This is a genomic window from Mesorhizobium sp. CA16, assembly GCF_020165175.1.
Taxonomy (GTDB): domain Bacteria; phylum Pseudomonadota; class Alphaproteobacteria; order Rhizobiales; family Rhizobiaceae; genus Mesorhizobium.
The window spans coordinates 1-13,550 of the sequence record NZ_JAIUHP010000023.1; the positions used below are offsets into that span (position 1 = coordinate 1).

General features: G+C 58.8%; 10 protein-coding genes. 9 read left to right on the plus strand and 1 reads right to left on the minus strand.

The features are described 5' to 3' along the window. Nucleotides 1–182 precede the first annotated feature (182 nt). Nucleotides 183–365, minus strand: a complete 183-nt coding sequence (locus tag LB525_RS25195; protein WP_095768678.1) for a DUF768 domain-containing protein — start codon at nt 363–365, stop codon at nt 183–185. Between the two features lie 679 nt (nt 366–1,044). Here LB525_RS25195 and LB525_RS25200 point away from each other — a divergent pair. From LB525_RS25200 to LB525_RS25240, 9 genes are all read left to right on the plus strand, one after another. Continuing rightward, the gene (locus tag LB525_RS25200) at nt 1,045–1,386 is read left to right on the plus strand and encodes a hypothetical protein (RefSeq protein WP_224548563.1); all 342 of its coding nucleotides are present in this window, start codon (nt 1,045–1,047) and stop codon (nt 1,384–1,386) included. A gap of 396 nt (nt 1,387–1,782) precedes the next feature. After that, nucleotides 1,783–4,521: a non-ribosomal peptide synthetase gene (locus LB525_RS25205; RefSeq protein ID WP_224548565.1), complete on the plus strand. Its 2,739-nt coding sequence runs from the start codon at nt 1,783–1,785 to the stop codon at nt 4,519–4,521. Continuing rightward, the gene (nadE, locus tag LB525_RS25210) at nt 4,518–5,501 is read left to right on the plus strand and encodes an NAD(+) synthase (protein ID WP_224548567.1); all 984 of its coding nucleotides are present in this window, start codon (nt 4,518–4,520) and stop codon (nt 5,499–5,501) included. Before LB525_RS25205 ends, nadE begins: the two co-directional genes overlap by 4 nt. Before the next feature lie 2 nt (nt 5,502–5,503). Continuing rightward, nucleotides 5,504–7,522 carry an asparagine synthase (glutamine-hydrolyzing) gene (asnB, locus tag LB525_RS25215; RefSeq protein ID WP_224548569.1) on the plus strand — a complete coding sequence of 673 codons (2,019 nt, stop codon included), beginning with the start codon at nt 5,504–5,506 and terminating at the stop codon, nt 7,520–7,522. Continuing rightward, entirely contained in the window at nt 7,519–9,072 is a 1,554-nt protein-coding gene (locus tag LB525_RS25220) for a class I adenylate-forming enzyme family protein (protein ID WP_224548571.1), read from the plus strand. Before asnB ends, LB525_RS25220 begins: the two co-directional genes overlap by 4 nt. Before the next feature lie 54 nt (nt 9,073–9,126). Next, nucleotides 9,127–9,393, plus strand: a complete 267-nt coding sequence (locus LB525_RS25225) for an acyl carrier protein (protein WP_095768673.1) — start codon at nt 9,127–9,129, stop codon at nt 9,391–9,393. Nucleotides 9,394–9,438: 45 nt separating this feature from the next. Continuing rightward, entirely contained in the window at nt 9,439–10,152 is a 714-nt protein-coding gene (locus tag LB525_RS25230; RefSeq protein WP_140545345.1) for a N5-glutamine methyltransferase family protein, read from the plus strand. 336 nt (nt 10,153–10,488) lie between these two features. Further along, nucleotides 10,489–12,183: a type I secretion system permease/ATPase gene (locus LB525_RS25235; protein ID WP_224523343.1), complete on the plus strand. Its 1,695-nt coding sequence runs from the start codon at nt 10,489–10,491 to the stop codon at nt 12,181–12,183. Between the two features lie 11 nt (nt 12,184–12,194). Next, entirely contained in the window at nt 12,195–13,550 is a 1,356-nt protein-coding gene (locus LB525_RS25240; protein WP_224522968.1) for an HlyD family type I secretion periplasmic adaptor subunit, read from the plus strand.

The following is a 13,550-nucleotide window of genomic DNA, read 5'->3' on the forward strand; positions in this document are numbered from 1 at the left end:
GCCGCAATCTCTACGATCCCAAGGTGATCGCGCGCTACGGCATCGAATACTTCTCGATCGGCAGGATGGCGGCATGAGGGCGCCAACCAGGCATCTTACTTCAACATGTCCGACAGGGCAGCTGTAGTTCCTATCGTTGTGGGCCGGAGCGCTTCTTCGGTTGCGCAGCCCACGTTCTGCTCTCAATCCGGCACGGGATCCCGACTTCCAAGCGCCTCGAGCATCGTTGAGAAGATGCTGCCGACCTCCTCCGAGATCTCTTCTGATCGAATTCCAGCCTTTTTTGCGTCGCTGGTTAGTCGCCTTGCAAGCTCTTGCGCTAAGATCGTGTCAGATGATGAATGATGCGGCAGATTGCTATCCATCCACTCCTGAAGGAATTTCAGGCCTCGTTCACTCACTGTAAAACCATTCCAGGGTTGTATCCATGATTACGTACAATCAAGCTTGACCAGTTTTCCACGCTATAATTTGTCACCGCGGGGATCGTTCCCTATTCAAACTCGCATATGGCTCATATTGTTCGCGCATGGAACGACGGCATGCCATCCGGCGGGGAATAGACAGGCTTTGGGAAGTCTACGACGTAGGCGACCAAAGAGTTTTGCTCGTTGACGGAATTCCTTTGGCGCATTTGCGGGTCGAAGAAGCGCTGGACGCTCTGGACCTGCTAGAAGGCGGCTTCCTCGTTCCAAGTGACACTCCCCTGGTAGGGTGAAGTGATTGTCGACAGCCGTTCTTCGACGAATATCCCCAAACCGTTGCGACTCTCCTCCCGAACATAGTGCAACTAAATGCCTGGCTAGGTGAAGCTCTTCACATGGCGGGTCCGCTGCGACAACGCAGGCATGTCCCAGTATCATTAGACCGAATGAGCTTTCACCTCCGAGGCCCTCATTCATTTAGCCGATGCGCCGGCATGGCGGAGGTTCTAAGCGGGAGAATTGATGAGGTTAATGGCCGCGGCTTGAGAAAGCTTCAGCAGGCTCGATTGAAGGACTGACGCGTTTGCCGGCAACGGACACCTGCTCGCTGGTGGCGAGAATGACCTTTCCATTCGCGCTGGTGGGAATTGTTTTATTAGCTCTGCTGCCCGGCGGTATCCTCGATATGCTGGGCATGGGTTTCACGTTCAGTCACGACAAGCTCAATCATGCGGTCGCCTTCACGACTTTGGGGGTCCTCGGCGGTCTCGGTTGGCCCAAGCAAAAATTGAGGCTGGTTGTATTCGTCCTTTTTGTAGGGGCGGCGATCGAGGTTCTTCAGGCCACCCCGCTGGTGGCGCGGGACATGGACATGATCGACTGGATTGCTGATTTTGCAGGCGCGATCTGCGGACTGGCCATCGCCGCGTGGACAAACAGGATCGCCGGCGGAACTCGCTAAGTGCAATCGATGCAAAACCGGTCGTACAGATTGCGGTATTTCCAAAAGACCGTCCGAAGAACAGCAACCGAGTCGATCGCGCGCTGCGCGCTGTAACTATCTTCAAAATTTTCTCGGTGGATATCGTGTAGCGAGTGGCTGAGCGCGACGTGCCTTTTGGCAACACAGACCGCGGCGCTAGACGAGCCATTCAGAATGGCAAATCTGCCCCGGCCCGCGCCGCGGCATCAGCTCTCCATGTCGCACGGCTGTTCTTTAGTCTGACGCCCCGCCGCCATGAGACGGGCCCGAAATTTTTCGATGTACACCTCTAGCGTCGCCAGCATCATCAGAATGATCGATGAAATGGTTTGGGCGGGCGGCGATAACTGACGCTATCCATAGCGTGAGCCCGTCATGTCACCAGCCTACTCAGGATCGGAACTCGCGATTGAATATCCGCGGACGGATTCTCAATCGGCGGCAAATAACAAATGGACGAACGTCCCGGAATACGCTCTCGACCAAGGCGGCCCTGTCTTGCGCCCCTATCAGCGGATGGACGCTGATTATGCCGATGTCGCCATTGTCGATCATTTGAAAAATGTGGCCAGTCAGTATCCCGAAAAGCTGGCGATTACCGACGCAACCAACCGCTTCACTTATTCGGAACTCGTCTCGGCTGTCGAAGCACTGGCTAGCCGCATCCTCGCCATCACTCCCGCCGAAAACGCCGTCGGTATTCTTCTTGCGAATACGGCCTTCTTTCCGTTGGCGATGCTGGCGAGCATGGCCGCAGGGCGGCCTTTGGTACCCCTGAACACGAGGGATCCGGATACCAGGATCAATGCGATCGTGTCCGAGGCGCGGTTATCGACCATCATAGGGGATGGAGATGTCCGACCCACGGGCCTGCCGCGAGCTGTCGGCTGGATAAATGTCTCGCCCCGCGGCGAACCGAAGAGCGATCGCGTTCCCCAGCTCCATCCGGTATCCGTGGATGCCCCCGCGATCGTCCTTTACACTTCGGGCAGTACAGGCCGGCCAAAAGGCATCGTTAACAGTCAACGCAGCCTGCTATGGCGTGTTCAGCAATATGTAAACGCCTGTCACATCAATGCGCAGGACGTATTCCTGCCTCTCACGGGACCGGCCACCATCGCTGGGTGTCGAGAGGTGCTCGCCGCCCTTCTTACCGGCGCCACATTGCATCTTCTTGAGGTCGAAGCCGTAGGCTTGCGCGCGGTTTTACACCGGATGCAAGCCGAGGGAGTGACTGTCACTTACCTGGTGCCGGCTCTCCTGCGTGCGCTTATGGCGAACAAATCAGAAGACGCATTCCGCAGTCTCAGGGTGGCTCGGATCGGCGGCGAAAAGGTTTCATGGTCTGACATCAAGCTGCTACGCGACGCCGTTTCAAGCAACTGCCTGGTGCAGATCGGCTACTCGTCAACCGAGACGACAGGATCACAATGGTTTGTACCGACCGATTGGCCGGAGCAGGCTGCTTCGGTTCCCGTTGGATGGCTCCTTCCGGGGATTAGTTTCGCGATCATCGACGAGCAAGGACGCCCGGTGCCGCCCGGCGGGACTGGAGAGCTTGTCATAAAAAGTCCGTATGTCCTGCTTGGCCATTGGGAGAACGGCGTCGTCGTGCCCGTGGCTGCAGACCCCGAGAACCCGTCCGTCCGCATCTTTGAAACGGGTGACCTCGTCCAACTGGACAACCATGGCCTGCTACAGATCATGGGTCGCAAGGGGCGTCAGATAAAAATCAATGGCCGGCGCGTTGAGCCCGCGGAGCTGGAGCGGGTTTTGCGTGGCGCGCCTTCCGTTGAGGACGCTGTAGCGATTGTGACGGCGTCAACGGAACTCATCGCCTTCGCAGTACCTCGCGGGCCGGCGACTTCCAACTTCGCGGACGATCTCCGCCATCTTGCCCGAACGACGCTGCCGCCGCCTCTGTGCCCGTTGAGACTGCACGCCATTGCCGAAATTCCACGCCTGCCGGGCGGGAAGGTCGACATGGCGAGGCTTGCCGAGTTGGACGGCGCAAGCGTGAGGCAGGACCGCATTGTCCAGGCTCCGAATACAGGACCCGAACGGACTATCCAGCAGATCGTGCAACGTGCCTGGACCAAGATTCTGAACACGCGCGTTGCCGCGGGACGTTGGGATGACGCCGGCGGCGATTCGCTGAAGCTGCTGCATTGTGTCATGGAGATCGAAAGCGTCCTCGGCCTGGAGATCGACCTTGAACCTTTCACCGTCGGAATGAATTTCGACGAAATGGTGAAGGCCGTCGCGGCCGCGAAAGCAGGTAACGAGCAGGCCAGTTCGCGCAAAGAGCATCCGCCAATTCTCTTCCTGCTCCCCGGGTCCGTCGGCTATGGCCCTAGCCTTGCCGCCTTCGCGGCCTCCATGGGTAGAACCGCCCGGGTTGTCCCGATCAGGTATCCAGCCCTGGCAATGATACTGCAGGGAAAAAACTCGGTCGCAGATATGGCCGAGGCCGCGCTCGACCAGATACGCCGCGCCCAGCCTGAAGGTAACGTACGACTTCTCGGCCATTCGCTTGGCGGCGTCGTTGCTTTTGAAGTTGCTTCAAGGCTGCTGGCTGTCGGGCGAAATGTGAAATTCCTGGGCATCCTCGACACCAGCCTGCTCGGTGAACGGAGCACTTACCGAGAGACGGTCGTCCGCACAATTCATCGAATCCGAACCAATCGTATTACCGCCTACAGAATGGCTTGCCGCGCCCTAGCAAAAGTCGTGGTCCGAATGGGCTACGAGATGCAACTGGCCCGCTTGCTTGATCGCTATGCCCAGGAGAAATTCAACGCGACCAGCTTTAGGGCCAAGCTGGAGCTTCAGGAAGTTTTGAGGGCCAAAGCGTTTTTTCAGTGGCTCCAGACGCCAAGACCCCGACTGCCGATCACCGGTACCCTATTTCGCTGCGCCCGTCCTGGAATGCCTCGCGCCATCGGGTGGGACAATGCTTTCGCAGACCTGGATGTGATCCCAATCATTGGCACCCACATCGACATGGTCTCAGAGCCTAACGTGGCCTTCAACCGACCGCTCATCGAGGCGGCCGTGGCCCGAACTTATCTGCCAGAAGAATCTCGCCAGGGGGAGGAACGGTCATCGACGTGATCTCCGGGTTTGGCAAGGATGCCCTGGTGCTCGACGCTCGTGCCGAGGTCGATCGCATCGTAGAAGCCTTGCGTCGACAGGTCTTTGGTGCACTCCGGCGCCGAGGCGTCGTTGTCGGCCTCTCTGGGGGCATCGACAGCTCCGTTGTCGCAGCACTCTGCGTCGGCGCGTTCGGGAAAGATAAGGTCCTCGGCCTATTCATGCCGGAATCCCATTCTTCCGGCGACTCGCTGCGGCTTGGCCGAACGGTTGCGTCGCAACTTGGTATCGATTCGATCGTTGAAGACATCACGCCTGCCCTGGAGGGCATCGGTGCCTATTCACGTCAGATCGAGGCGATACGGACCGTCGTTCCCGCCTACGGTCAAGGCTGGAAGTGCAAGCTGGTGATGGCGTCGGTTCTGGAAAGCAACGGCATCAACATTACCAGACTGACGGTCGAGGATCCGGATGGCAAAGTCGACACGGTCAGACTGCCACCCGCAACCTATCTGCAGATCGTCGCCGCCACCAACTACAAGCAACGCGTGCGAAAGATGACGGAGTATTATCACGCGGACCGTCTCAACTACGCGGTGGCAGGCACGCCAAACCGGCTGGAACACGACCAAGGCTTTTTCGTCAAACAGGGCGATGGAATCGCCGACGTGCTGCCGATCGTCCACCTCTACAAGACGCAAGTCTATCAACTTGCGGAGTATCTCGGGATAGACCCTGAGGTGCGGCGCAGGCCACCAACCACGGATACGTTCTCCATGGCGCAAAGCCAGGAGGAGTTCTATTTCGCATTGCCATATCACCTGACGGATTTGTGTCTCTATGGCCTGAACCACGGCATTTCTGCCAACGAGATCGCAGCGGTCGCCGGCCTCACTCCCGACCAGGTTCAGAAAGTCTTCAAGGACATTGAAAGCAAGCGGCGCGCAGCGCGTTATCTTCACGCGAGACCCCTGCCCGCCGTCGAGATGGACGAGGGCTGAGCGTGTGCGGCATAGCCGGAATCGTGGCACTGGACGCTACCGCGGCGCGGCCTTCGCGCGAGGCGCTTCTGCGCATGGCGGGGTCGCTCGTGCATCGCGGTCCGGACGAACACGGCCTCTACCGCGACAATCGCGCGGGGCTGGCCCACGCACGCCTTTCAATTGTCGACCTTTCGAATGGGCAACAGCCGCTTGCCGACACGAGCGGCAAGACCTGGATTGTCTTCAACGGCGAGATTTTCAATTACGTTAAGCTTCGCGAGAAGCTGGTCGCGCTCGGTCATCGCTTCCGCACCCGCAGCGACACCGAAGTGGCAGTTCATGCATATCGCGAATGGGGCGACTCCGCTTTTGAGCGGATGAACGGGCAATGGGCAATCGCGATCTGGGATTCGCTGGCCGGCCGCCTCGTGCTATCGCGCGATCGGTTCGGCATATGCCCCCTGCATTTTTGCGAGCACGCTGGGCGCCTCTATTTTTCCAGCGAAGTGAAGGCCATTTTCGCGGCCGACGCGGCTTTGCCGCGAGCCTTCGATCCAGCCGGCATTGATCAGACGTTCACTCTCTGGACGGTGGTCCCGCCGCAAGGCGTATTCAAAGGGGTCCGGGAACTCAAGCCTGGCCACATTCGGGTCTATGAGAACGGAACCGTTCGTGAGCAGGCATTCTGGAAACCCAGCTATCCGGAGGCGTTCGACGAACGCCATGAATTCCCGGGGTCGCTCGATGATGCCGTGGACGAAGTGCGCGAGGCTCTGCAGTCCGCGACGGCGCTGCGGATCGACCAGGCCGATGTGCCTGTTGGCTGCTACCTGTCTGGCGGACTCGACAGCTCGCTTGTCGCCATGATGGCAAGCCGCATCGCCGGCGACCGCTTCCAGACGTTTTCGCTGCGGTTTGCCGATGCTGAGTATGACGAGACCAGCTACCAGCGATTGGTGGCAGGCGCGACCGGCAGCGAGCACCACGAGGTGACGGTTTCTCGCAGCGATATCGCCGATGTCTTTCCGGAGGTGATCTACCACACCGAACGTCCGATCCTGAGGACCGCGCCGGCGCCACTGCTTCTGCTTTCAAGATTGGTACGCGAGCACGGAATCAAGGTCGTGCTGACGGGCGAAGGCGCGGATGAAATGTTCGCTGGCTACGACCTGTTCCGGGAAGGGAAGGTGCGCCGTTTCTGGGGGCATCAACCATCCTCGACGAGACGCGCGCGATTGCTGGAACGCCTGTATCCCTATCTCACTCGTTCCCCGGTGCATCAGCAAGCAATGGCGCGTCAGTTCTTCGGACATGATATCCATGCCCATGATGCGCCAGGCTTCGCACATGGTACCCGTTGGCGCACGACCAGCGCTCTCAAGCGGTTGTTTTCTGCCGACATGAAAGCCGAGACGGAACCGTACAACGCGGCCGCCGCGTTCCTTGCGCGCCTGCCCGACGAATTTTCGCGCTGGGACTCTCTAGCACAGGACCAGTATATCGAAATCCAGACTTTGATGTCCGGCTATCTGCTCTCCTCGCAGGGAGACCGAATGCTGATGGGCAACTCTGTCGAAGGGCGCTTCCCGTTCCTCGACGATGACGTTGTAAAACTCGCGAACTCGCTTCCAGCCAAATACAAGCTGCGCATTCTGGACGAGAAGCATGTGCTGAAGCGGGTGGCCGAGCCGATCCTGCCGCCGGAAATCATCGCCCGCAAGAAACAGCCCTACAGGGCGCCGAACGCTCAATGCTTCGTTGCCGACAATGCACCAGCCTATGTGCGCGAGGCACTTTCGGAAAGAGCGTTGCGCGACGCAAATGTCTTCGATGCGGAGTCGGTCGCGCGCCTGCTGGGCAAGTGTCGAGCCCGGACCGTGGACCAAGATCTTTCCAATTCCGACAACATGGCGCTGGTGGGCGTGCTCTCCACGCAGCTTCTTCACCAGCAGTTTATCGCAAGCCGCCCCATCGGCAGGCAGAAGATCGAGCTCAGCGTCGACGTTGACCATGAGATCAAGGAAGAGGTGTTGGCATGATGCATGGAGCCATACCGCTGTTGCACGACTATCTCAGGCACTCGGCCGACCGGCTGGGTGACAAGGTGGCGCTGGTCTGCGGCGGGCAACGCGTGACCTATGCCGAGATCGAGACTCGTGCCAACAACGTTGCGCAACACCTGGCTGACGCTGGCGTGACGCGCGGCGATCGCGTGATGATCTTCGCCGACAACACCGTCGAGACGGTCGTCAGCTTCTGGGCCGTGCTCAAGGCGAATGCCGTGGTGTGCATCGTCAATCCGCTGACCAAGAGCGACAAGCTTCATTACCTGCTCAACGATTGCCTGCCAGCCGCGCTGATAACGGACAACCATCTGACCTCGGTCTTCAGTGAGCCGGCCCGCAACTGCCCGTCACTGCGCCGGATGATTGTCTCCGGGCCTATAGATGACGCCGAGTTGATGCAACTGCCTCATGCGGTTCGCTGGGATGTTGCGATTGCCGGCAACGGGGAGGCACCGGCGCGCCGATGCATCGACATTGATCTCGCCGCCATAATCTACACGTCAGGTTCTACCGGCGAGCCCAAGGGCGTGATGCTGACGCACACAAACATGATGGCGGCTTGCACCTCGATCGCATCGTATCTTGAGCTCGGCGAAGACGAAGTGATCCTCAATGTCCTGCCCTTGGCATTCGATTACGGCCTGTACCAGATGATCATGGCGTTCCGCACTGGCGCCCGTCTGGTGCTTGAACGCTCGTTTGCTTTTGCAGCGCAGATCCTTGGACTGATCAAGCAAGAACGGGTCACAGGTTTCCCCGGCGTGCCTACTATTTTTGCGGCGCTCTCGGAGCTCAAATCGCTGAAGGATCAGGATTTTTCGAGCATTCGCTATGTTACGAATACCGCGGCCGCCCTGCCGTTGAAGCATATTCTCATGCTCCAGGACCTTTTTCCGAGCGCGCGCATCTATTCAATGTACGGGCTCACCGAGTGCAAGCGTTGCACCTACCTGCCGCCAGAGGACCTTGAACGAAAGCCGTCGAGCGTCGGGATAGCCATCCCGAACACGGAAATGTGGATCGTCGACGACGACGACAAGCGGGTCGGCCCCGACGTCGTCGGCCAGCTCGTCATCCGCGGCGCGACCGTGATGAAGGGCTACTGGGGCAAGCCAGAGGCGACCGCAAGGAAGCTTAAACCTGGTCCTCTGCCCGGTGAACAGGTCCTCTACACCGGCGACTACTGTCGGATCGACGCGGAAGGGTACCTTTATTTCGTAGGTCGTGGCGATGAGATCATCAAATCCCGTGGCGAGAAGGTCGCGCCCAAAGAGGTTGAGAACGCGCTTGTTGGCATTCCAGGGGTGCGGGAGGCCGCCGTGATAGGCGTTCCGGACGAACTTCTTGGGCAGGCGGTGAAGGCGTTCGTCGTGATGGAGCAAGGAAAGTCCATCGACGAGAAACAACTGCAGAAGGAATGTCAGAGGCGCCTGGAAAATTTCATGGTCCCAAAATCAATTGTCATTGTACCCAGCCTGCCGATGACAGATACGGGAAAACTTAAGAAGACGGCTTTGTCATGAGGCGTTTTCCGCGAGACTTGGCGTCAATTTTCTTGTTTTAACCGGGGAAGCAAAATGTTGTCCAGCGAAGACAGGATAGAGACTTACAGCGAGAAAATTCGGGGGTTTCTGGCGTCCAACTTCTATGTTGCTGACGCTGAGGCTCTGGAAAACAATACGTCACTGCTCGACCAAGGTATCGTCGACTCGACGGGAGTCCTGGAGGTCATCGGATTCATTGAGGAAACCTTTGGCATTGTCGTCGAAGACAGCGAGCTTCTGCCTGAGAACCTCGATTCCATCCAAGGGATTGCACAATACGTCATCCGAAAAAAGAACTGATCATAGCTGTCTCCCGAACGACAGCATTGGGAAAAGCGGGTTGTCGTGAGCCAAGAAATCAGCGTCGAGGATGCCTACAGCAAAGGGCGCACCATCTTCATGGGGCTGGAGTTGCTCGTGGCACCTGGCGCGCTTGTGCCACGCCCGGAGACGGAACTGCTGGGCACAGCCGCCCTCGGCGCCTTGGATCAGTTGAGGACTGCGGAACCCCGCGTTATCGATATGTGCTGCGGCGCCGGCAATCTGGCATGCGCCATAGCGCACTATGCCCCCACCGCGCGGATCTGGGCGAGCGACCTAACGGATGGGTGCGTTAAAGCCGCGCGCCGCAACGTCGACCATCATGGATTGGCAGGGCGCGTTTCGGTGCTGCAGGGCGACCTGTTTGAGCCTCTCTCCGGCCCGGAACTTGTCGGCAGGATCGACATGATCGTCTGCAACCCGCCATACATCTCGGAAAAGCGGCTCGAGGGCGACCGCTCTCACTTGACCGAGCTCGAGCCGCGCGAGGCGTTTGCGGCTGGCCCTTACGGTCTGAGCATCCACATGCGGGTGATAAGAGACGCGCCGCAATACCTGCGGCCAGGTGGCATGCTGCTGTTCGAGGTTGGCCTTGGCCAGGACCGGCAAGTCGTGAGTCTGCTCAACCGCGCAAAGGCCTACGAGAATATTGGCACGATCTCGAACGAAGCTGGCGAGGGCCGTGTCGTTGTCGCCCATATGAAGAACCCCGATGAACCACGCGCGTCGAATGTCTGATCAGGTCACTTTCCTCATCCAACAGACACCAAAACGTGATCCGACAAAGGGCAGACCCCGTCGACCTTCAAATGGTCAATAAACGCTCGCTTTCCAGGGTCGGTTATCCCCAGCTTGTTCGTGGCGATTCACGATTTAGCGTCTGAGCGTCACGATTTTGCTGCATTTTGATAAAATTTGACGAATGTTAGCTTGATGTAATGTTCGGGGTGGGCGGGTCACAACGAAAGGTAAGATCTTGTCCTACGCTGACAGCGTCCACGAGGCCGTGCGACAATCTCGAGTGAGAGATCGCGCGTCGTGAGGGAACATCGTACGCAACATTTGCTCTCAGCCATGTCGGGTTGTTGGTCCGGGCTGGTTGGCATTGGTCTCTTTTCGGCGGTGATAAATATTCTAGCCCTGACCGGCTCCGTCTACATGCTGCAGGTGTATGACCGTGTGCTTCCCTCGCAGAGCGTTCCGACGCTCGTGGGATTTACGGTCGGCATGCTGGGCCTCTACGCCATATACGGGCTGCTCGATTTCGTGCGGCTTCGCTTGCTGGTTCGAATCGGCAATCGCCTGTACAGAAATCTGCAGCACAAGGCCTTCACCATATCGCTGTCGGTACCCCTGGTCGCCGGGCAGGAGGCGAACCGGGTGCAGCCGCTTCGCGACCTGGACCAGCTGCGCGGCTTTCTCTCCGGCCTGGGGCCGACCGTTTTTTTCGACGCCCCGTGGATGCCGTTTTACATGGTGGTCATCTACCTGTTGCACCCTTCCCTTGGGCTACTGGCAACCGTCGGCGCCGTTGTTGTCGTGCTTTTGACCGTGGTCGCAGAAATTGCCGGCCGCGGCCCCGCGGCCCGAACTTCCGAAACACTGGTTGCGCAACGCATCCTTGCCGATGCGGGCCGCCGCAACGCGGAAGTCGTTCAGGCGATGGGTCTCTCCGCCAGGCTTGGCCGACGCTGGGGAGAAGTCAGCCACGCCTATCTCAAGAACCAGGAACGGCTCTCCGACATCGTGGGCGGAACCGGATCATTGTCGAAGACACTCAGGATGGCCTTGCAATCGAGTGTACTCGGGCTGGGCGCTTATCTGGTGATCGGGGGGGACGCTTCCCCGGGTGTGATCATCGCATCTTCGATATTGCTTGGCCGCTCTTTGGCGCCGGTCGACGCCGCGATCGCAAACTGGAGAGGATTTCTGGCCGCACGCCGAAGCTACTCCGACTTGACTGCAGCGCTGGATGCTTTCGGTAGCCAAAGCGCTCCCATGGAGCTTCCCAGCCCGCGGGGGCAACTCTCCGTCGAGGAATTGACGATAGCCCCTCCAGGCGCACAACGGCCGACGGTTCTCAATGTAAGCTTTCGCCTGGCGAGCGGCGCTGGGATGGCAGTCGTCGGCCCTAGCGGTTCCGGGAAGACAACGCTGGTGCGTGCCCTGGTCGGAGTATGGAAGCCAATTCGGGGAACGGTTCGATTGGACGACGCTGCTCTCGATCAGTGGAGTTCGGAACTGCTCGGTGCTCATATCGGCTATTTGCCGCAGGATGTCGAACTGTTCGACGGAACGGTTGCCGACAACATTTCGAGATTTGGTGGCCAGAGCGACCCAAAAGGCGTCATGGCAGCCGCTCGAGCGGCTGGTGTCGACAAGATGATCATGCGATTGCCTCAAGGATTCCAAACACGAATCGGCGAAGGCGGGACGGCCCTGTCGGCCGGGCAGAGGCAACTGGTCGGATTGGCCAGGGCACTTTACGGCGATCCGTTTCTCGTCGTGCTCGACGAACCGAATTCCAACTTGGATTCAGACGGCGATGTTGCGTTGGCGGGGGCGATCCTGGCGGTGCGCCAGCGTGGCGGTATCGTGATCGTCGTGGCGCATCGCCCTTCTGCGCTCGTCAATATTGATCAGGTATTGGTCATGTCGAACGGGATGGTCCACGCATTTGGCCCGCGAGAAGATGTTCTCTCAAATGTCGTCCGCCCCTTCCCCCAGCCGGCAGTCGTTCCGCTGCAAAAAAATGCCGGCAACGCTTGAGGTCCTATTCCGTGTCTGACGCGACGATTTCTTATGCTCGTGTCAACGACGCAAGTCGTTGGCTCGGAACCAGGCTGATCAATGATCCGGATGGCATCCGCGCCAACCTGGTTCTGGGCTTGGCAACAACCGCCTTTCTGCTCGTTGGCGGAGGGACGTGGTTGGGACTAACCAAGATCGCCGGCGCTGTGATCGCGCCAGCGACTGTTGTGGTCGAAAGCAGTGTAAAGAAGGTCCAGCATCGGACCGGCGGCACCATCGGTGGAATCTTCGCCCAGGATGGTGATCATGTGCGTGCCGGCGCCGTGTTGGTCAGGCTTGACGACACGCTCACACGCTCAAACCTGCAGATCGTCAGTGAAGATCTCGACCGGGTCACCATCCGCCTGGCCAGGCTCGAGGCAGAGCGGCAAGGGCTGCCGGAAATGCAGGTTCCTCCCAGTCTGCGCGTGAGGATGAGCGACCCGCGGGTGGCTGCTCTTGTCAATGGAGAACGTGCCTTGTTTGAAAGCCGGGCTACGGCATTGGCTGGCCAAAAGGCGCAGTTGCAGAGCCGCTCGATGCAACTTCGACATCAGATTGACGGTCTCAAGGCTCAGCTTGCGGCGACGAACGACTCCTTGGATCTCCTTACCCGCAGCCTTGCCGACGTCCAAGCTCTTTACTCCAAGAAATTGGTGTCCAAAGAGCGACTGAGCAATGTCAGCCTGGAAGAAGCTCGTGCTCGCGGTGAGTCGGGGCGACTTGTTGCAGCAATCGCGGAGGTGCAAGCCCACATCAGTGAAACGGACTTGCAGGTGCTTCAGCTCGACGAGCAGATGCGCAGCGACGTGACAAGCGAGCTCCGCGAAAACGAAGCAAAGCGCACAGAGCTCGAAGAGCGCAAGATAGTGGCGGACGACGAGCTGGCAAGGACGGATATCCGATCTCCCCAGACCGGGACGGTACAAGAATCCTCTATCCACACCGTCGGAGGCGTAGTTGGACCGGGAGAGGTGCTCATGGTGGTTGTACCCGACACTGACAACCTTGTCGTGGATGCGCTCATTCCGCCGACCCGGATGGATGATGTCCAGCCCGGGCAGCGGGTATCAATCCGCTTTCCCTCTTTCGACGTCGGAACCACACCTGTCTGCGAGGGTTCGGTGAAGCGTATCTCTGCAGATTTGATCAAGGATCAGGAACGCCAGCTTTCCTATTTTTCGGCTCGCATCCACGTCGACAACCAGGCCACCTGCCTGAAGGGTGAGAAAATCCTAAAGCCAGGCATGCCTGCCGAAGTTCACATAAGCACCGAGGAGCGCAGCGTCTGGTCGTATTTGCTTAAGCCATTGACCGATCAGATTTCCCGGGCCTTCAAGCAATAG